This is a genomic window from Sphingobium chungbukense (assembly GCF_001005725.1).
Lineage (GTDB): Bacteria > Pseudomonadota > Alphaproteobacteria > Sphingomonadales > Sphingomonadaceae > Sphingobium > Sphingobium chungbukense.
The window spans coordinates 171,700-190,296 of the sequence record NZ_LBIC01000009.1 but is presented as its reverse complement, the minus strand read 5'-3'; the positions used below and the strand labels follow the sequence as shown (position 1 = coordinate 190,296).

20 protein-coding genes and 2 pseudogenes are annotated in these 18,597 nt (G+C 62.3%); 16 read left to right on the top strand and 6 right to left on the bottom strand.

What is annotated here, in order from left to right; genetic code table 11:
* The first annotated feature begins 26 nt into the window (after positions 1–26).
* Positions 27–746: a cytochrome c oxidase assembly protein gene (locus tag YP76_RS18855; protein ID WP_046765132.1), complete on the top strand. Its 720-nt coding sequence runs from the start codon at positions 27–29 to the stop codon at positions 744–746.
* Positions 743–1,402 (top strand): cytochrome b, encoded by a 660-nt coding sequence (locus tag YP76_RS18850; protein WP_046765131.1) that lies wholly within the window; start codon positions 743–745, stop codon positions 1,400–1,402. The genes YP76_RS18855 and YP76_RS18850 overlap by 4 nt, the downstream gene beginning before the upstream one ends.
* 19 nt (positions 1,403–1,421) lie before the next feature.
* Here YP76_RS18850 and YP76_RS29290 read toward each other — a convergent pair.
* A pseudogene (locus tag YP76_RS29290) lies at positions 1,422–1,805 on the bottom strand (c-type cytochrome); the annotation flags it as partial.
* Between the two features lie 24 nt (positions 1,806–1,829).
* Between YP76_RS29290 and YP76_RS28780 the strand changes: the two are divergent.
* The 4 genes from YP76_RS28780 to YP76_RS18830 are packed head-to-tail and all read left to right on the top strand — an operon-like array spanning position 1,830 to position 6,187.
* Positions 1,830–2,429 (top strand): c-type cytochrome, encoded by a 600-nt coding sequence (locus tag YP76_RS28780; protein WP_232307631.1) that lies wholly within the window; start codon positions 1,830–1,832, stop codon positions 2,427–2,429.
* On the top strand, positions 2,395–3,372 hold the full coding sequence (gene coxB, locus YP76_RS18840; protein WP_232307630.1) for a cytochrome c oxidase subunit II: 978 nt from the start codon (positions 2,395–2,397) through the stop codon (positions 3,370–3,372). Before YP76_RS28780 ends, coxB begins: the two co-directional genes overlap by 35 nt.
* Complete coding sequence (locus YP76_RS18835) at positions 3,369–5,909, top strand: cbb3-type cytochrome c oxidase subunit I (RefSeq protein ID WP_046765130.1); 2,541 nt, start codon at positions 3,369–3,371, stop codon at positions 5,907–5,909. The genes coxB and YP76_RS18835 overlap by 4 nt, the downstream gene beginning before the upstream one ends.
* Entirely contained in the window at positions 5,909–6,187 is a 279-nt protein-coding gene (locus YP76_RS18830) for a hypothetical protein (RefSeq protein WP_046765129.1), read from the top strand. The genes YP76_RS18835 and YP76_RS18830 overlap by 1 nt, the downstream gene beginning before the upstream one ends.
* Positions 6,188–6,251: 64 nt before the next feature.
* Here YP76_RS18830 and YP76_RS18825 read toward each other — a convergent pair whose 3' ends face one another.
* On the bottom strand, positions 6,252–6,845 hold the full coding sequence (locus YP76_RS18825; RefSeq protein ID WP_198147543.1) for a DUF305 domain-containing protein: 594 nt from the start codon (positions 6,843–6,845) through the stop codon (positions 6,252–6,254).
* Positions 6,846–6,994: 149 nt separating this feature from the next.
* On the opposite strand from YP76_RS18825, the gene YP76_RS18820 reads away from it, so the two are divergent.
* Complete coding sequence (locus tag YP76_RS18820) at positions 6,995–7,981, top strand: YihY/virulence factor BrkB family protein (RefSeq protein WP_046765128.1); 987 nt, start codon at positions 6,995–6,997, stop codon at positions 7,979–7,981.
* Between the two features lie 233 nt (positions 7,982–8,214).
* On the opposite strand, the gene YP76_RS18815 is transcribed toward YP76_RS18820, so the two are convergent.
* The 3 genes and pseudogenes from YP76_RS18815 to YP76_RS18810 form a co-directional block, all read right to left on the bottom strand.
* Complete coding sequence (locus YP76_RS18815) at positions 8,215–8,694, bottom strand: MgtC/SapB family protein (RefSeq protein WP_046765127.1); 480 nt, start codon at positions 8,692–8,694, stop codon at positions 8,215–8,217.
* 213 nt (positions 8,695–8,907) lie between these two features.
* Positions 8,908–9,036 (bottom strand): annotated as a pseudogene (locus YP76_RS28775) (MBL fold metallo-hydrolase); the annotation flags it as partial.
* 70 nt (positions 9,037–9,106) lie between these two features.
* On the bottom strand, positions 9,107–9,562 hold the full coding sequence (locus YP76_RS18810) for an Rrf2 family transcriptional regulator (RefSeq protein WP_046765126.1): 456 nt from the start codon (positions 9,560–9,562) through the stop codon (positions 9,107–9,109).
* A gap of 106 nt (positions 9,563–9,668) precedes the next feature.
* Here YP76_RS18810 and YP76_RS18805 point away from each other — a divergent pair, with 106 nt between their 5' ends.
* The 4 genes from YP76_RS18805 (at position 9,669) to YP76_RS18790 (ending at position 12,279) form a co-directional block, all read left to right on the top strand.
* Entirely contained in the window at positions 9,669–10,115 is a 447-nt protein-coding gene (locus YP76_RS18805; RefSeq protein WP_046765125.1) for a group III truncated hemoglobin, read from the top strand.
* The gene (locus YP76_RS18800; RefSeq protein WP_046765124.1) at positions 10,112–10,387 is read left to right on the top strand and encodes a DUF1971 domain-containing protein; all 276 of its coding nucleotides are present in this window, start codon (positions 10,112–10,114) and stop codon (positions 10,385–10,387) included. The genes YP76_RS18805 and YP76_RS18800 overlap by 4 nt, the downstream gene beginning before the upstream one ends.
* Positions 10,388–10,430: 43 nt before the next feature.
* Positions 10,431–11,642, top strand: a complete 1,212-nt coding sequence (gene hmpA, locus YP76_RS18795) for an NO-inducible flavohemoprotein (RefSeq protein ID WP_046765123.1) — start codon at positions 10,431–10,433, stop codon at positions 11,640–11,642.
* A gap of 274 nt (positions 11,643–11,916) precedes the next feature.
* On the top strand, positions 11,917–12,279 hold the full coding sequence (locus tag YP76_RS18790) for a response regulator (RefSeq protein ID WP_046765122.1): 363 nt from the start codon (positions 11,917–11,919) through the stop codon (positions 12,277–12,279).
* A 197-nt stretch (positions 12,280–12,476) separates the two neighbouring features.
* Here YP76_RS18790 and YP76_RS18785 read toward each other — a convergent pair whose 3' ends face one another.
* Positions 12,477–12,938 (bottom strand): hypothetical protein, encoded by a 462-nt coding sequence (locus YP76_RS18785; protein WP_046765121.1) that lies wholly within the window; start codon positions 12,936–12,938, stop codon positions 12,477–12,479.
* Positions 12,939–13,347: 409 nt separating this feature from the next.
* On the opposite strand from YP76_RS18785, the gene YP76_RS18780 reads away from it, so the two are divergent.
* The 5 genes from YP76_RS18780 to YP76_RS18760 all read left to right on the top strand — a co-directional run bounded on the left by YP76_RS18780 (position 13,348) and on the right by YP76_RS18760 (position 18,082).
* Entirely contained in the window at positions 13,348–13,821 is a 474-nt protein-coding gene (locus tag YP76_RS18780; protein WP_046765120.1) for a Csu type fimbrial protein, read from the top strand.
* 19 nt (positions 13,822–13,840) lie between these two features.
* Positions 13,841–14,554 carry a fimbrial biogenesis chaperone gene (locus tag YP76_RS18775; protein WP_198147542.1) on the top strand — a complete coding sequence of 238 codons (714 nt, stop codon included), beginning with the start codon at positions 13,841–13,843 and terminating at the stop codon, positions 14,552–14,554.
* A 124-nt stretch (positions 14,555–14,678) separates the two neighbouring features.
* Positions 14,679–16,907, top strand: a complete 2,229-nt coding sequence (locus tag YP76_RS18770) for a fimbria/pilus outer membrane usher protein (RefSeq protein ID WP_046765118.1) — start codon at positions 14,679–14,681, stop codon at positions 16,905–16,907.
* A gap of 8 nt (positions 16,908–16,915) precedes the next feature.
* Positions 16,916–17,371 carry a Csu type fimbrial protein gene (locus YP76_RS18765; protein ID WP_198147541.1) on the top strand — a complete coding sequence of 152 codons (456 nt, stop codon included), beginning with the start codon at positions 16,916–16,918 and terminating at the stop codon, positions 17,369–17,371.
* A 153-nt stretch (positions 17,372–17,524) separates the two neighbouring features.
* Positions 17,525–18,082: a thermonuclease family protein gene (locus YP76_RS18760; protein ID WP_052757488.1), complete on the top strand. Its 558-nt coding sequence runs from the start codon at positions 17,525–17,527 to the stop codon at positions 18,080–18,082.
* The last annotated feature ends 515 nt before the right edge of the window (positions 18,083–18,597 follow it).

Sequence of the window (18,597 nt, the reverse complement as noted above, 5' to 3'; positions counted from 1 at the left end):
GTTGGGGAGCAGGAGGGACCATCGGCATGACGGGCACTGGCTGGATACCCTATTGCGGCGCGGCTCCAACGCCAGCGGAGCTGCCATGGCGCTGGAACGGCGATCCGCTCCTTATCCTGCTGCTGCTTGGCCTCGCGCTGTTGGGGTGGCGGTCCCGAACGTCGAGCGCCCGCACGCTCGTTGGCCCGCTCTGCGCCGCAGCGCTGTTCCTCTCGCCCTTCTGCGCGCTGAGTTCCGCTCTGTTTTCGGTGCGCACCGTCCATCACATGCTGCTGATGCTGGGCCTCGCGCCGATCCTGTCGCAATGGCTTGCCGGACGGGCGGGTAGCCTGGCGGCTTATACGCTCGCGCAGACTGTGCTCCTCTGGATCTGGCATGCGCCCGCCGCCTACGCCGCCGCCCTGTCTCACGACGGCCTATATTGGCTGATGCAGGCCACGTTGCTCGGCAGCGCCGCGTTATTCTGGGCGCGGCTGCGCCATGCGAGCCCCGTGGCGGCGGTCGGCGCGCTGCTCTTTTCGATGATGCAGATGGGCCTGCTCGGCGCGCTGCTGACCTTCAGCCCCTCGGCCTTCTATGCGCCGCATTGGCTCACGACACAGGCATGGGGGCTGTCGCCGCTTGAAGACCAGCAGCTTGCCGGCCTTATCATGTGGGTGCCCGCCGCGGGGGTTTATCTGGGCGCAGCGCTGCTCCGGCTGAACCGGCTGCTCGCGCCCGATCTGTCCCGGGGCGCCCCGGCGTGATCGGGGCGCTGCGCCGCTGGGCCGAACGGCACACCGAACAGTCGCGCTATTCGCCGGTGGGGATCGCTTTCCACTGGATCATGGCGTTCCTCGTCCTCGCCCAGCTCCTGATCGGCTGGTATGCCAGTCTGCTTCCCTCCGGCGGCGACAAGCTGCTGACCTATCAGGCGCACAGCGCGGTAGGCTTGCCGATCCTGCTGCTGGCGATCGGCAGGCTGTTCTGGCGCATGATCATCCCGGGTCCGGTCAACGACGCCGATCGCGGCGGATGGCAGACGCAGGCGGCCTATCTCACCCACTATCTCTTCTACATCTGCTTCTTCGGACTGCCGCTGAGCGGTTGGGTCATGTGGTCGGCGCTCGGCGAACCGGCGCCGCTGCGGCTTGCCGGCGTCATCCCATGGCCGACGCTGCCGTTGCACAGCCTGTCGACCGAAGCCCAATATCGTCTCCTCGCCGCCGCGGAAGAGACCCATCACATCCTGATCTTGCTGCTCGTCGCGCTCATTCCCCTTCATGTGGGGGCGGCGTTGAAGCATCATTTCTGGGACCGGCACGATGTTCTGCGGGGGATGCTGCCCGAGGTTCCCGACTGGGAAGATCCCCGGGGAGGCTCGAAGCATAGGCCGCGAGAAGCCGGGCTTCCTCAGCAGTAAGCCGCAGGCTGATCTGCTGCATGACATTGCCCGCGTCGCTGCGCCTCATCGACAGGCGCCAGCGATGCAGCTGGTCCGCCAGATAGGCCGCCGGCTGCCCTGCAAGGGGCGGGTTGCCGCTGCCCACTCCCTCGCCCTGCCGACCATGGCAACTGGCGCATGAAGGCAGGCCGCGCCCTGCGTCGCCTTGCGCATAGAGGGCCGGAGCGGCCATGGCGGGCGGGGGAGCCTTTCGCGTGTAGGGCATGGCCGCATAATAGTGCGCAACCAGCAGGCGCTGCCGTCCCGTCATCTGCTTGGCGATCGCCTGCATCTGCGGATGCTGCCGCCGCCCGTCCGCATAGGCGTGAAGCTGCGCCGCTAGATAGCCACCGTCCAACCCGGCCAGGCGGGGAACCGCCATATCGTCGCCGGCGCCATCGACGCCATGGCATGTGACGCACGCGCCCTGCGCGCCCGCGTCGCCGCCACTCAGCGCCACCAGCTCGCCAGTCCGGGCAAACTGCGCCGGACCGCCGCTGTCATAGGAGCCGCACCCCGCGCTCATCGCGAGCAGAAGGAGGGGAAGCAGACCCCGGCTTCGGCTGAAACATTGCATCATGATGGAACCGTGACGATCACGGGCGGTTCCACACAAGATTGTGCGACAGGGAAGGGGGCAGCGTCGTCTTTGCGTATCGGCATCATGCTCCTTCTGCTGCTCGGCGGGTGCAAGCCTCCGCCGGAGGGGCGCGTTGCGCTGCCCGGCGCGGATCTGGAGCGCGGGAAACTGGTCATGCAGCAGGCCGGTTGCGCCGCGTGCCACGTCATACCCGGTATCGCCTGGCCAAAGGGTCGGCTTGGACCCGACCTGACCGGCTTCGCGCGCCAGGGGATGATCGCCGGGCGCGTCCCCAATCGGCCGGACGTGCTGACCGCCTTCATCCGCAACGCGCCAGCCGTCGCGCCGGGCACGACCATGCCCGCCATGCCGCTGAACCCCGGAGAGGCGCGTGACGCGGCTGCCTATCTTCTCTCGCTCGACTGAACAGGCGCTCGCCGGCTGGCCGCCGCCGGTGCTGGACCCGGCCGGTCCGTTCGCCTCATCGATCACCGTCCTCTCCTGGGTCCTGTTCGCTATTGGGGGAGTAATTCTGGGACTCGTGCTCGCCGCCCTGTGGGTGGCGCTGGCCGGGCCGGAACGGCTGCGCTCCCGGCTTGGCGGAACGCGCGTCATCTGGCTGGCCGGCATCGCGCTGCCCGTGGTGGTGCTGACCGCGTTGCTGATCTATGGCCTGACCCTGACCAGCATGTTGCGGACACCGACGCAGCCTTCCGACATTCGGGTGCGCGTCACCGGCGAAATGTGGTGGTGGCGCGTCGCCTATCTCGACCAGACGGGGCGCGTCGCCATGACGGACGCCAATGAAATCCACATACCCGTGGGTCGAACGGTGACCGTCGAACTTCAGTCCTCCGACGTCATCCACAGCTTCTGGGTGCCACGTCTTTCCGGCAAGATCGACATGGTGCCGGGGCGGCGCAATGTTCTGCGCATGCAGGCCGATGCGCCGGGCGTCTATGCCGGGCAATGCGCCGAATATTGCGGCGGCGCTCATGCCCTGATGGGCTTCATGGTCGTGGCGCACAGGCCCGACGACTATGCGCGGCTGATGGCGGGCAGGCGCAGGCCCGCCCCCGTTGCGGGCGGCGAGGCGGCGCGTGGGGCGCAGCTCTTCCAGAGCAACGGGTGCGGCGCGTGCCATCGCGTCGCCGGAACGGCGGCGAACGGGCTGGCCGGACCCGACCTCAGCCATGTCGGATCGCGGCGGACGCTGGGCGCGGGCATATTGCCGAACAACCGCGGGACGATGATCGGCTGGATCGGCGATCCCCAATCCTTGAAGCCGGGCAACCGCATGCCGGCCTATTCGATGCTGCCCGGCCGCGACCTGACGGCGATCGCCGCCTATCTGGAGACATTGCGGTGAGGTCGGAGACCGGCTTCGACCCGGCGCTCTACGACAGGTTCCCGACCCGGGAAGAGCGGCCCGCAGGCGAGATGAAGGAACTGGAGCGCATCTGGTGCGCGCCAAAGGGATGGCAGCTGCTGACCGTCGTCAATAATAATTATATCGGCGCCTTCTATGTCGGCGCGGCCTTTCTCTTCTTCCTGCTGGCGGGCGTGCTGGCGCTGGTCATGCGGGTGCAGCTCGCCTGGCCGCTGAACGGCATATTGCCGCAGGAAACATATAATCAGTTCTTCACGATGCACGGCACGGTGATGATGTTCCTCTTCGCCGTGCCAGCGGTGGAGGCGTTGGGCGTGCTGTTATTGCCCCAAATGCTGGCGGCGCGCGACCTGCCCTTTCCGCGCCTGTCTGCTTATGCCTTCTGGGCGTATCTCATCGGCGGACTTGCATTCTTCGCCTCGATCTTCGTCGGCCTTGCGCCCGATGGCGGCTGGTTCATGTATCCGCCCTATACCAGCACCAGCTTTTCGCCGGGCATCAATGCGGACTTCTGGCTGCTCGGCATCGGCTTCATCGAAATCTCCGCCATCGCCGGAGCGATCGAGATCATCGTCGGCGTATTGCGGACCCGCGCGCCGGGTATGAGCCTGGAAAAAATGCCGATCTTCGCCTGGGCGATGCTGGTCTTCGCGGCGATGATCATCATCGGCTTTCCCGCCGTCATACTGGGAACGCTGCTGCTGGAACTGGAACGCGCACTGAACTGGCCCTTTTTCGATCCCACGCGCGGGGGCGATCCGCTGCTGTGGCAGCATCTTTTCTGGTTCTTCGGCCATCCGGAAGTCTATATCATCTTCCTGCCCGCAGCGGGGCTCGTCACCATGATGGCGAGCGCGCTCGCCAAAACGGCGGTGGTCGGATACCGGCTGATCGTGCTGGCGCTCGTCTCCACCGGGTTCATCAGCTTCGGCGTCTGGGCGCATCATATGTTCACGACCGGCATGCCGACGCTGACCGTGGGCTTTTTTTCCGCCGCCAGCATGGCCGTCAGCGTGCCCGCCGGCATCCAGGTCTTTTCCTGGATCGCGACGCTGGCGAGCGGTCGGCCCAGGATGAACACGCCGACGCTTTTTCTGGTCGGCGGCATCGTCATCTTCGTGATGGGCGGGCTGACCGGCGTGATGGTGGCGCTCGTGCCGTTCGATTACCAGGCGCATGACAGCTACTTCATCGTCGCCCATCTTCATTATGTGCTGATCGGCGGCATGGTGTTTCCGCTGTTTGCGGCATTTTACAACTGGACGCCGATGATGAGCCGCCGGCCACTGTCGGAAGCCATGGGCAAATGGGTGTTCTGGCTGATGTTCGCGGGCATGCACCTGACCTTCCTGCCCATGCACGTCACCGGGCTGATGGGCATGCCGCGACGGGTCTATACCTATCTGCCCGATCGCGACTGGGAAACGACGAACCTGCTGTCCACGATCGGAGCAGGCATATTGGCGCTGGGCATCTGCCTCTTCCTCATCGACCTCGCCCGCAATTTCCGCTTCTCCGCTGATGAGAATGCGGGGAATGTCTATGGCGGCGGCACCCTGGAATGGCTGCCGACGGGTTTATATTCGACGCGCAGCATTCCCGTGGTCCGCAGCCGCGATCCCCTGTGGCACGATCCGGCGCTACCGGAAGACGTGGAGCAGGGCCGCTACTTCCTGCCGAACAGCGCCACCGGCCTACGCGAGACGATCATCACCAGCCCGATCCGGGCAGAGCCGGAATATCTCCAGATCATGCCCGGACCTTCGCCATGGCCGGTCGCCGCGGCGCTGTTCACCGCCGGCTTTTTCCTGTTGCTGACGGTGCAGGCTTACTGGACCGGCGTGGTGAGCGGCATCATCGCGATCCTCTGCCTGTTGCGCTGGCTGTGGGACACGGACCGCCCGGTGCGCGAGCCTCAGGTGGACATCGGCGCCGGGATCATGGCGCCCACTTATGTCACCGGGCCGCGCAGCCACGGCTGGTGGGCGATGATGGTGCTGTTGACCGTCATCGGCATGATCTTCCTGATGGCCTGCTTCAGCTATCTCTATCTCTATGGCGTTCATCCGCGCCTGTGGATCGCGCCGCCCGATGCGGCCTGGCTGATCCCCATACTGCTCGCCTATGGCGCGGGTTTCGGATTGGCGTGGCTCGGACGCCGGCTGCTGCGCCGTGACAAGACGCGCCTGTGGACGCCCGGCGTCCTGCTGATGGCGGGCGGCGGCGGCTCCATCCTGGCCTTCGCCATCGATTTTCTGAGCTGGCGTGGCCACGGCTTGTCGCCCGATGCGAGTGGACAGGGCGCGACGGTTTACGCCTTCCTGAGCTTGCAGGGCCTGCTGGTCGCCATCCTCTTCATCATGACCTGCTATATGGCCGCACGAAACAGCCGGGGCCTCATCAACCGCCCGGCGGACAACAGCTATGATCTGGTCTATCTCTTCGCCGCCTACACCGCGGCGCAGGGCTTGGTGTCGGCGCTGCTGACGCGGCTCTTTCCCGGATCGCTGCTCTGATGGGCTGGCGGCTGCTCCTTGGCGGCATGCTGATATGGGCGCTCCATTTCTTCGGGCTTTATGGCATTGGCAGCATCTGGCACTCCAGCATGACGGCCCGGCTTCTGTCGGCCGTCCTGACCGTGCTCTGCCTGGCCGGAGAGGGAAGGCTGATCATGCGTCTATCCCGTCGAGGCGGCGATGATCTGGACGGATGGATGCGCAAGCTCGCCCTCGCCTTCGTTGTCCTCGCCAGCGTCGCCATCATCTGGCAGGGCTTGCCCGCGCTGCTTGCCTGACGCGCCCTTGGACATATTCGCCCAGCCCATCGCCCGTGCCGTGCCCTTAGGGGAGCGGTCAGAGTTAGCTGATCGGCTTCAACGTGTTGATGCCCGTGCTTGCGTCCGTCTGCGGAGCGGGCGGAGGAACCTGCCGATCGCGGTAGGAAGGCAGATCCTTCGCGTCATCGGCTACCGGATGCGCCTCAAGTCGCGCGATCATCTCCTTCATCTGCGCGATCTCCCGGACTTGGGCGTCGATAATGCCGTCGGCCAGCCGACGGACCTCGGGATCCCTGATGTGCGCGCGCTCACTGGTCATGATGGCGATCGAATGGTGCGGTATCATTGCCTTCATATAGGATATGTCATCGACTGTTTCCTGGCTGCGGACCAGCCATAGTGCTCCTGCAAAGGAGAGTGCGCTTGCTATGATGATGGCGACCTTCACCCGTGGATTGCGATACATGCTCCACATGAAGCCAAGCATGATGATCGCCATGGCGGCGCCCATCACGACCGCCATCCACGTACGCGTCTGGCTGAACTCCACATGGCTGAGCGCGTAGGTGTTGAGATACATGAGCCCCAACATGACGATCGTCGAGGTGATGATCATGGCGGCGAAGCGGCCATAGCCCATGCCGGAATGGTCTCGATCCAGTCGGCCCTTTGGCATCGTCTGCTCCTCAGTTTGTCGCATGTCGTATCTCGTGGGCATGTCACCAACGTCCTCGGGCGTTCGATGATCCCGCCATGGCGGACATTCGAGGGAACCCAAGCGCCTTCTGACAAGTCCTTCAATTTCAGGCAGGTTCGGGAGGGTTCATGGCATCGACTAAGAAGCAGGGCAGCGCAGCCGAAAGGGGCGCCCACGCGGACACTCCGCGTCAGTTGCCTTGGGCAGGCTGGAAGCAGGTCCTCAAGCGGACTTGGGTGAACAGCGGGCGGCATAACATCAGCCTTCTTTCGGCGGGCGTGGCCTTTTACGCTTTCCTGTCCTTCGTTCCTCTTCTGGGCGCGCTAGTCATGACCTACGGCCTCGTTGCCGATCCGGGGACGGTCGCGAAGCACATGCGTACCGTCATCGATCTTGTCCCTGCGGACGCAGCCCGTCTTATCTATGAACAGCTGTCCCAGCTTACGCAAAGCGCAGCCGAGAAGAAGGGGGTCGGATTGCTGGTGGCGCTGCTGGTGTCGGTTTATGGAGCCTCCAGGGCCTCTGGCGCCATCATTGGCTCCCTCAACATCATCTATGAGCAGGAGGATCGCCGGTCATTCTTCCGCACTTCCCTCGTGGCGGCTGCATTGGTGGCCGCCGCTGTTCTGGTCGGCATCATTGGGTTGATCGCGGCATCGATGCTCAGTGTTGCCGAAGGGCTCGTCGAAGGCCTTGGTGCGGTGGGGGCGGCCGCGGTGCAGATACTTACGTGGCTCGTCGCGGCTGTCCTTTGCAGCGTAGCCATCGGCGGCATGTACCGCTTCGCGCCGGACAGGGCGGACGCACGCTGGCAATGGCTGAGTGTAGGATCTTGCTCGGCAACATTGCTCTGGCTTTTCGCCACGCTCGGGTTCGGGCTCTATGCCAGCTGGTTCGGCGACTATGATGCCACCTATGGTTCATTAGGGGCCGTGGTGGTGCTGCTCATGTGGCTTTATGTGTCCGCCTACGCGGTTCTGCTCGGCGCCCTTATCAACGCCGAGACGGAGCGACAGACCGCGCGCGACACCACGACGGGACCGGAAGAGCCCATGGGCAGGCGCGGAGCGACGATGGCTGACACGAGTGCTGCGCTTGGAGCTTCAGGAGAGTAGTTGGTCGACAATATCAATGAGGATCGATGACCGATAACCGATAGGAAAGCGATCTGATCCATCGGCAGTTGTTGCGCTCGAAGCTGAAGGACAATTGTTCCGGTTCTGTGTTGGAACATCCGGTAATTCGCGGCTCGGTTTGACCGGATTGAGCTATTCAGGTGGCTCCAGAACGTTTGTCATTTAAATCTTGACTGGCTGCTCCCGTTCAAGAGGATTGGCGCTGATATCTTTCATCTATCACCGTTGTCATTGGCCCTTTCCGCATGATACCGGTCCGTGAATGGCCGGCCGACCAGGAACAGGATGAGAATTGCTCCTGCGACCAGGCCGCCGAGCCACAGCAGGCCAAGACCACAGACGATTCCTATTGCGCCGGCCGCCCATATCGAGGCGGCTGATCCTGCCCCCTGAACAATATGGCCATCTCGAAACAAGGCTCCGGCTCCCAGAAAACCGATGCCTGTCATGACGCCGCTCATCACCCGGCCTATGTCAATGGACAGTCTGGGATCGGCAATTGCAAAGCTCCCTTCGATCAAGCCAATGACCAGTGAACAGGACGCGACAGCCACGATGAAGAACGGCCGGAAATCCACGGGTCTGCGGTTGAGGAAGCGCTCTAGTCCTATCATGAGCGAAAAGACGATCGCTGCGCCCAACCGCGCCAGTATGTCGAACCATGTGAAGTGGAGGGGAGAAAGGCTGGTCATGACTGGAGAGCTTGACTGCCGTGCATTTAAGTAGCTGATTTCTTAACGGAACATTGGATAGAAGAGTATCGGGACCCCAATAGCACGATCCGGATTTGCGAAAAAGGCTGGATGTGCGTGGACGCGAGGGGAATGTTGCGGTGCTTTTCGCAAGAATCTGATGCGAATATGGGCAGAAAGCTTCAAGCGCTTCGACCGGAGATATAAGCCGGCTCATCCCGCCTTCGCTTTCACCGGAATTTTGAGATAGCGAACGCCATTGCTTTCGGCTTCGGGAAAATGACCCGCGCGAATATTCACCTGGATCGAGGGCAAGAACAGCCGGGGGACGGGTAGCATGGCGGGACATGCTGACAAGGACATGGGTTCGGCGATCTGGCCGGCACGCGTAAAGGCGGGTGAAGTTCGTTATTCAGACCCGCACATCATCAGCCGATTTCGGGCTGGAGGCCGTTCCTGCGAGCAATAGCCCCATTTCCTGGCGCCTGTCCATGAGGTCCGCGAGCGAATAGCGATCGAGAACGGTCAGGAAGGCGCAAAGTGCTTCCTTCAGCACGCCAGTCATGCTGCAGGCAGGCGCGATCACACAGCTTGCGCAATCAACGAGGTCAAAACCGCCCTCGGTATGGCGGACCAGCGTGCCGATGTTGATCTCTTGAGGCGACTTGCCGAGGCGGATGCCACCGCCACGTCCGCGAACGCTTTCCACATATCCTGCCCGCGCGAGGTCATTGACCACTTTCATCAGGTGATTTTGCGCGATGCGATAAGCATGGGCGATCTGCGCAATCGAGCACAGTTGATCGGGCCGCGCTGCGAGATAGAGCAGCACGCGCATTGAATAATCCGTAAACAACGTCAGCTTCATGCCGGTTTTCCGAGAGCCGCGATCGCTCGGAATAATAGGCAAGCGCGTTGCATCTTTCAAACGCCGCATATAGATGTATTTCTGATACATGATTGGAGCATGAGTCGTGGACAGTGCCTCAGCAATCGACGAAGCTGGCCTCGAGAGGCTGGTGCATGCCTTTTATGCCCGCGTACGCGAAGATCCTGAACTGGGTCCCATGTTCAATGATGCGGTCCATGACTGGGCTGAACATATGGAGAAACTGACAGCCTTCTGGTCGTCAGTGATGCTGGGGAGCGGCCGCTATAAGGGGCAACCGGTGCCGGCGCACCTCAAACATCGGGATCGCATTACGCCCGCCCTGTTTGATCGCTGGCTCCTGCTGTGGAAGGAGACGACGCAGGCACTGATGGAAGCGGGAGCCTCCGTCGCACTCCAGGCCAAGGCCGCGCGCATTGCCGAAAGCCTGCAACTGGCGATATATTTTCGTCTTGATGATTCCGCGCGTCGGTCAGTGGCTGAGGGAAGCCGCTGTAGTGTGAAGGATCCTGAGCAGAGGATGCGGCTGTGACGAATGTCCTGCCTTATCGATCGACCCCTGTGTTCGACCAGGACACGTTGCCGGCAGCCCTTCGTGCCCGCCATGATACGAAGGCCGGCGTGTGGGGCGTGATCCGCGTGCTTGAGGGGAAGCTTGAGCTCACCATTTTCGATCCGCCTTCCACGACGCTGTTGACGCCGGGCGCGCCTGGCCTGGTCCGTCCGCAACAGCCGCACTTCGTGACTCCCATGGGGATGGTGAAGATGCAGGTTGACTTTTACGACCGGCCACCTGCCGCTTGAGCCTTTCACCCGCCTTCTTGATACGACTGTACAGGAGATGTAGATGACGCAGCCTCTCAGTGACCAGACCATCGCGCTCGTCAAGGCCACGGTTCCCGCGCTGGAAGCCCATGGGCTGGACATTGTCCATGAAATGTATTCGCGGATGTTCCAGAACCCGGAAATCCGCGACCTCTTCAATCAATCCCATCATGGCGACGCTGGCTCGCAGCCCCGCGCGCTGACCGGCGCGATCCTGGCTTATGCGAGCAATATCGACAATCTTGGCGCGCTCGCGCCAGCGGTTGAACGGATTGCGCAAAAGCATGTCGGGCTTCAGATCCTGCCTGAACATTACCCGCATGTCGCCGAGGCGCTGCTGGGCGCGATCAAGGCGGTCCTGGGCGATGCCGCCACCGACGAGATCCTCGCCGCATGGGGCGAAGCCTACTGGTTCCTTGCCCATATCCTGATCGCGCGCGAGGATCGGATCTATACAGAGCAGAAAGACACGGCCGGCGGCTGGAATGGATGGCGCGATTTCCGCGTGGAAAAGGTCATCCGCGAAAGCAGCGTCATCAATTCCTTCATCCTGCGGCCGGTCGATGGTGGGCCCGTGATGATGCACCGGCCAGGCCAGTACCTCACCTTCTGGCTCGAAATTCCGGGAAACCCGCCGGTCAAGCGCAACTATTCGATTTCGTCAGCGAGCAATGGAGCTACCTATCGCATTTCGGTGAAGCGCGAGCCCCAGGGCCTTGCGTCGGGCTGGCTTCATGATGAGGTCCAGGCGGGCACGGTGCTGAAGGTGGCCGCTCCCACGGGTGAATTCTATCTTGACGATCATGTGGAGCGGCCGGTGGTGCTGCTATCGGGCGGCGTGGGCCTCACGCCGATGATCGCGATGCTGGAGGCTCTCGTAGCCGACGGCGCCGACGTGCCTGTCCACTACATCCATGGCACGCATGACCGGGAAACGCATGCCATGCGCGATCATGTGCGTGCGCTTGGAGCGAAGGGCAAGGCCGTTCGCGTGACCGATTTCCATCAGACGCCGCTTGCCGGTGAAATCGAAGGACAGGATTATGACGCTGCGGGCATCATCACCGATGATTGGCTCGTTGCGAACACGCCGGTGGCAGAGGCCGACTATTATATCTGTGGTCCACGCCCATTCCTTCGCCACGCCGTATCGACACTGTCGCTTGCCGGCGTTCCTGCCAGCCGCATCCATTATGAGTTCTTCGGCCCGGCCGATGAGTTGCTGGCAGCTTGAGGAATAAGGCAGGGATGCTTGGCCGACCCGGCACGGCGGGTACCGTTTCTTGCGCATAAGCAGCCGCTAATCCGGCGGGGCATAGCCGCCCTGCCGGATGGTCGAATGCTTATGGGTTCGCCGACTTCTTCCTGGCACGCGGGCTGGAACGCATGGCCCGGTCAGCAGTTCGATGATGAGGGAGTGATATCGCTCAGGTTGGATGCCCTTCTCCCTGCGGCGGCGGCTCACGCGCCTCTGACTTGGCCCATCGCCGTTGGATTATGAAATAAAGATGCCGCGCATTCTTCTCGTTGATGATGAAAGCCTGCTTCTGATGCTGCTCACGGACCTTCTTGAGGACGAAGGTTACCACATCGATACGGCAACGAATGGCGATGCTGCATTGGCGCAGGCGCGTGCATGCCGGCCAGCCCTCATCATAACAGACTTCATGATGCCGGTCATGACAGGACTGGACCTTGCCCGGTCCATCCGCGCCGACGGAGCTCTTCGAGAGGTTCCCATTATATTGGTGAGCGGGGCGCAGGCGGATATCGGGCGCGGCCATCCCGATCTTTTCCAGTCGGTGATCGACAAGCCCTATCAGAACGAAACCCTTCTTGAGGAGGTTCGCCGGCTCCTGGTGCAATTCTGAAGCGGGTAGCTGCTGGATTGTGGCCGGGCGGACACGACGGTTTGCCATGCCGACATCGGGACGCCCATAAATGCTGACGGGCTGGTGCCCAGAACACGGGTCCAATGAACATGGCCCGCCTGATCCGGTCATGCTCGATATGTCTTGTGGCCTTCCGCATTCTTCCGGGCACAGGGGACGCCGCCTGTTTAAGAGCTCTAACTGCGCGGGTTCATGACCAGCCGCAAAACCAGATGAGGGTCCCCATCTTCAGGTAGAACCAGTTCCATGTGTCGCTTTTCATGGTACAGGGGCCGGTCGCCTTCTTCCAGCAGGGTTTCGGTTGTACCGGCTGCCAAAGCGACCGGTCTGCTATCGACAAGCAGTCGGGTTCCCGCCGGAACGTTACCATGCTCCAACGTCAGCCTGTATCCGCGATAGGCATTGCAATAAGCGTCGGCATGACCAAGATCGTTACTTCCGGCGCGCAGTGGCTCGGAAAACGGCGCCTCGGTCTTCACCCGGCAAATGATCGGGACGGTCGTATGTACGCCGATGAGGCCGCTGGCCTGCTCCCCTGCAGCCGGTTCCATGACCGAAACGGCCGAAAGCATGACGAGGCCGAGCAGAGCGCGATGCCTGCTTTGGTGGGCGGAAGAAGCAAATCTTGCCGATTGCATGAATTCTTGCCCCCTTAGTTGCGCTTTGTCGGGGGCAAGGATGTCACGGACCCTCCGGCAATTCAATGCCATTCGCCCTTTCGGCTATTCTAATAACATGAAGTTAAGGGCGAAAATCCCCTTGATTGCAAATTTTGCAATCGTCGAGTTGCGCTTGGCAGCCGAGCCAAGAAATTACCTAAATGGACAACAAATTGGAATAATGTTACTCGTTTAAAACATTCGATGTCGCTACAATCCGGATGTTGGGAATAACCGATATTCCGACCTTCTGAATGCTTGTTAACGGTGCCGCGACGCTGTTGAATTCAGCGGCTTCACGATCTAAATGCCCGCCACCCCCTAGCGTAGTGCTTCTGACCCTCTTGGGAAGAAGCCTTTTCGCGTTCAAAACAAGGAGCCATTCATTATGCGCATGCTTGCCGCGGCCCTCATCGCTGCCACTGTCATTGCTACGCCTGCTTATGCCGGCACAGCCACGAGCACCTTCAAGGTTCAGACCAATGTGGTCGCCTCCTGCAAGCTGACGCCGCAGGACATCAATCTTGGTAGTTATGATCCGACCAGCGAGGAAGCCCTGTCGGGCAGCGGTGTCGTGAGCGTCACTTGTACCAAGGGAACGACGCCCATTCTCTCTTATAACGGCGCGAATGCGGAAGGTCAGACCCAATATATGGTCGGCGCGGCGACCAGCAGCAAGCTGAGCTACAATCTTTATTCTGACAGCAATTACAGCACCAATCTGGTCGGCCAGAACACGACCCTGCAAACCAGCGATGGCAGCACAGCCCAGACCATGGCCGTCTATGCCAAGGTTGCAGGAGGTCAGAATGTGCCGGCCGACAGCTATGTCGATACGGTCACGGTTACGGCGACCTTCTAAGGTGATGCGGGAGCAGGGCGTGAAGCGGCTTTTGTTCCTGGGCATGGTGGCCACCGCGATGGTGGCTGCCATGCCGGCACGGGCGCAGGAACTGGGCATAAGCCCGGTTCGCGTGGAGATGACGGGCGACGAGCGCGCGGCCACCATAACGGTCCGCAATACCAGCGGCGCGCCCGTCAACCTGCAGGTCCGGGCGCTGGACTGGCGGCAGGCCGGGGGAACCGAGCATTTCACGCCGACCGACATGCTGATGGCAAGCCCGCCCATCGCGGCCCTCGCCCCGGGCGACACCCAGATCGTCCGCCTGGTAGCCGATGGGCTGCAGCCGATTGCCGCTGAAAAGGCCTTTCGCCTCGTGCTCGACCAGATTCCCTCGGCAGCGCCGCTTGAGGGCGCGGGCATGCGCATTCAGTTGCGGGTCCTTGTCCCGGTATTCGTGCTGCCCAAGGGCGGTCTTCGGCCGGATCTTCACTGGCGCGCGAAACGAGCCAGCGAGGGCTTGATATTGACTGTTGTGAATGACGGGGCCCGGCACGACCGCCTGCTCAATCTGAAGATCATGACGGGTGCTGGCGCCCCGATCGCGCTGCCCTCGACCAATACGGGCTATGTGCTGAGCGGCGGGAGCCAGAGTTGGACAGTGCCCGCAGTGCCTGAAAATGTCCGGGCCCTGCGGATTTCCGGCGAGGGCGAGTTCGGCGGGATCAGCGCCGATGTGTCGATCGCGCCCTGATCATCGGCGATATTCCCGCTGGGGTTTGTTGCTGTTGTCCTTCACGAGCGTGGCGTCTCGCCCGGATAAAGCGCTTGCGACGCCGCAAGCTCCGGGTTCATGGGCGCCAACGCCGCCGCGCGACATGATCGCCCTTCTTCTTGAGGTCCGGGTGAATGGGTGGGTCGCGCCGATGATCGGGCATTTCCGCCAGCAGGGTGCCCGGCTGGCGATCCGTGCGGACCAGTTCGAGGATGCAGGCTTCCGCCGTAAGGAGGAGATTGTCTCGGAGATAGGCGATGGACGGTGGATCTGGCTTGATCGCCTGCCCGGTGTTACCTGGATGGTCGACACCCATGCCCAGAGCATCGCGATTACAGCGCCTCCATCGCTGCTGCGGGAATCGGCATACAGCCTTGATTCCCGGCGCCCGGTTCAGAGCCGGTCGGACTGGGGCGCGGTGCTGTCCTACGATCTTTATGGTCAATGGTCACCAGGATCGCGCGGTCTTTATGCGCCTGGGCTCTCGGCCAATTTCGACGCCAGGATCTTCTCCCCGCATTTTACCGCGACGAGTACGGGGCTGTTGAGCCTGCGAGGCAGCAGGAACCATTATGTCCGTCTGGAAAGCAGCATCGTGTTCGACAAAGTGGACAGCAGCGAGAGCTTGCGGCTGGGCGATGGCTACACCTCCGGTCCGGGATGGGTACGCACCATCCGCTTTGGTGGGATACAATGGGCGCGCAACTTCGGCCTGCGTCCCGATATCGTGACCTCACCGGTTGCCCGGTTGAGCCGGGAAGTGGCGGTGCCCTCGACACTCGATCTCTTCGTCAACGGTATACGAAGCTATTCCCGTGCGGTGAGCCCGGGCACCGTGCGACTGGATGATCTGCCCGTCGCAACAGGATCGAACAGGATCCAGATGGTCCTGACCGACGAGGCGGGGAGGCGAAAGGAGGTCTCGCTGCCTTTTTACGCCTCGAGCCGGCTTCTGGCGGAGGGCATGACCGATTTCAATATCGAGGCGGGCTTACCGAGGCTGTCCTACGGGGACAGCAGCAATGATTATGGTCGTCTCTTCGTATCCGGCTCGATCAGCAGCGGGGTGAGCGATCGCCTGACCCTGCGGGGCTATGCGGCTGGCACGGGAGGATATGGCGGCGTCGGCGTGGGCGCGACGGTGAAGGTCGGCGTCCTGGGCCTGGTGGACGGGGCGTTGCTGGCGAGCGAGGGAACCGCGGGCGCCGGCCTGGGATATTATGTCGGTATTGAGCATGTAGGACGCAGCTTCAGCCTGTCGGGCGCTTATACGCATGGCGATAGCCGCTACCGCGACTTGGCCGGGATGTTCGACGCTGCCGCCTTTGTGGATCAGGCTAGGGCATCTTTGGGATTTGGCCTGGGAGAAGCGGGCAATGTCAATCTCGCTTACGTCTGGACCCGCAGTAACCGCGAAGCCGCGAGCGGCATCGTGTCAGCGACCTATCGTGTCGAGATGGGGCGCCGGCACAGGATCGGCCTGTCCCTTTCGGGCTACGCCGACACCCATGAAGGGGGATGGGGCGCGCTCTTGTCCCTCTCCGTGCGGTTCGGACGACATGGACAGGCCTACAGTCAGCAGAGCTGGCGCGATGGGCGGCTGGAGAGCAGTGTCCAGGTCAATGGCCAGAGCGGCGACCAGCGTCTCAACTGGCAGGTAGAGGGCAGTCGGGGGCGCAGCGACGCACTGGCCGTGCAGGGGAACTGGCGTGGGTCGGCGCTCGGTCTCTACGGACGGATCGACCATATCGGTAGCATGACCGGTGTTCAGGGGGACTTGCGGCAATCGCTGATCTTCATGGGCGATCAACTCTTTGTGAGCCGGATAGTGGATAACGGGTTTACGGTGGTCGATGTATCCGGCCAGCCGGGCGTGCGCGTGTCGCTGGAAAACCGTCTGGTGGGGCGTACCGATGCAACCGGCCGCCTCCTTGTGCCGGGATTGCAGCCCTATGTCGGCAACCGGATTTCCGTTAATCCACTGGACCTGCCGGCCAATGCCGAGATCAGGCAAACCGAGCAGCTTGTCGCGCCGCGGGCGGGCGGCGGGCTGGTGACGCGCTTTTCCGTCAGTGAAGAGCGATCCGCGCTGGTGACGCTGGTGACCCGGGAGGGCGGACATCCGCCCGCAGGGTCGAGGGTAACCCTCGGTGACCGTGAGAGCGCCACGGTACTTGGTTATGATGGGAAGGCCTATGTCCCGGGGATCGTTTCGGGGCGAAACCGGGTGATGGTCGCATGGCCGGAGGGCGCCTGCGCGGCGATTTTCGATGCGCCTCCCCCTTCGCGCGAAAAGCTGCCCCAGGTTGGACCCTTGATATGCGCGCCCTGACACCGGTCGTGCTCGCCCTTGCCTGTCTTTGGCTCGAGGCGCCTGCCCGGGCCGGCGCCTCAGAAGGGAGGACCTCGTCCTGCCATGTCGCCGTCTCCCCGCTTGTGTTTCCGCCCTATGACGGTCTAGCGCATGACCGCAGCAGTGCCATTGGCACCATTCAGGTCGACTGTCCGCCAGATGTCGAACCACATCCGCGCATCTCTATTTCGCCAGGACGATCGGGCTATTTTGCCGAGCGACATATGACGTCGGGCAATGAGAGGTTGCGCTACAATCTCTTTCTCGAGCCAAGCCATCTTCGCGTCATCGGCGATGGAACCGGGGGAAGTGAAGCGATCACTGCTGCCAGCGTCCATTCGCCGGGCCGTGCCGTGTTCACCATCTATGGCAAGATCCTTCCTGGACAGTCCGTCAGCCCTGGGCAATATTCCGATGATCTGACGTTCCAGATGGAATTCTAGAAGATTTCAATCTCGCCCCGATCGGAAGATCTTGATGAAATTCCATCGTCGACCTCATCGGTCCATGCTCGGCATTGCCGCAATCGATCCGACAAGGAGCGGCCGCCGCAGGCTAATGCTGGTGAGGGTTCCGCGACATGCTAGGGGTCATTCATGAGACGGAGGCAATTCGACCGCCAGACGCGGCGGCAGCAGCAAGAATGGCGAGCGATGAAGCGCCGCCGCCAGAAAGGCCCTTCCGGCAAGGATCGGCGGACGGTCCTCGCCAGCACCGGCATCCTGTTCGCGGCTATTCTTCTCGGCTTGTGCTGGCCCTCCAGCAAGCCAACGGCGCGGCCCGCTCGGGCAATGTCGGGCAGTGCTGACGAGTTTGCCTGCCAGGTGAGCGCGGTAACTGATGGCGATACCCTGAGGTGCGCGGATGGCGCCCGCATCAGGCTGCATGCCGTCGCGGCGCGGGAAAAGGATGAAAGCTGTTCGCCCGGGCACCCCTGCCCGGCTGCGTCCGGCGCTGCCGCAACTGCGCAGCTAAGGGAACTTGCAGCAGGACAGCGGCTCCAATGCCTTGCTACGGGCACGAGCTATAATCGGGTAACAGCGATCTGCCACAATGAGAGCGGGCTCGAAATCAATTGCGCGATGGTGCAAAGCGGCACGACCGTCCTGTGGCCGCGCTACAATGAGCAGCGGCCTATTTGCGATCGCAGCTAGATGGGAGCCCCGCCCCGGCCTGCTGTCCCTCATTAGGGCTCGACACGATGAGGCCGTGCGCAGCGAATGCGAGGCCAGGCAGTGGATTTGGCGCTGTGCGATGGCAATCGTGCAATAGCGGATGGCTCGGAGACTATCCTAATCTGCAAATTCGGAACATTTGGCTCCTGATTCCTTGATATCATCTTGCGAATTCTGGATAAAGCGTTGGACTTTGGGGCGAATGCCCGCTAGTGTGCGCACAACCCAGCCGCAGATCGTCCCCAACGAAGGCGTGACTGGGTTCTAGAAGTCCGGCCACGACCCTTTTGGCTGGAATTTCTGTCCCGGCGCCTGCCGCCTGAGGCGGCGCGACATGACACGGCGCCGGGACTTTTTATGATCACGCGATAGCCTGCCTTTTGGGGCTTCCCGCTCACTGCTCCACACGCGCTCCGGAGGAGCAGGCAGTGGCGAGCCGATCCCCATATCTGGACCGTCACATCCACGGATGCTGCCCGATCAGGCGCGTTCCG

Coding starts and splice junctions, on each gene's coding strand:
- YP76_RS18810 (WP_046765126.1), bottom strand. CDS start 9,562: ATGAAGCTGACGTTGTTTACGGATTATTCAATGCGCGTGCTGCTCTAT.
- YP76_RS18815 (WP_046765127.1), bottom strand. CDS start 8,694: ATGACCAGCCTTTCTCCCCTCCACTTCACATGGTTCGACATACTGGCG.
- hmpA (WP_046765123.1), top strand. CDS start 10,431: ATGACGCAGCCTCTCAGTGACCAGACCATCGCGCTCGTCAAGGCCACG.
- YP76_RS18785 (WP_046765121.1), bottom strand. CDS start 12,938: ATGCAATCGGCAAGATTTGCTTCTTCCGCCCACCAAAGCAGGCATCGC.
- YP76_RS18790 (WP_046765122.1), top strand. CDS start 11,917: ATGCCGCGCATTCTTCTCGTTGATGATGAAAGCCTGCTTCTGATGCTG.
- YP76_RS18825 (WP_198147543.1), bottom strand. CDS start 6,845: ATGCCAAAGGGCCGACTGGATCGAGACCATTCCGGCATGGGCTATGGC.
- YP76_RS18770 (WP_046765118.1), top strand. CDS start 14,679: ATGATCGCCCTTCTTCTTGAGGTCCGGGTGAATGGGTGGGTCGCGCCG.
- YP76_RS18820 (WP_046765128.1), top strand. CDS start 6,995: ATGGCATCGACTAAGAAGCAGGGCAGCGCAGCCGAAAGGGGCGCCCAC.
- YP76_RS18780 (WP_046765120.1), top strand. CDS start 13,348: ATGCGCATGCTTGCCGCGGCCCTCATCGCTGCCACTGTCATTGCTACG.
- YP76_RS18830 (WP_046765129.1), top strand. CDS start 5,909: ATGGGCTGGCGGCTGCTCCTTGGCGGCATGCTGATATGGGCGCTCCAT.
- YP76_RS18855 (WP_046765132.1), top strand. CDS start 27: ATGACGGGCACTGGCTGGATACCCTATTGCGGCGCGGCTCCAACGCCA.
- YP76_RS28780 (WP_232307631.1), top strand. CDS start 1,830: ATGGCATGTGACGCACGCGCCCTGCGCGCCCGCGTCGCCGCCACTCAG.
- YP76_RS18760 (WP_052757488.1), top strand. CDS start 17,525: ATGAGACGGAGGCAATTCGACCGCCAGACGCGGCGGCAGCAGCAAGAA.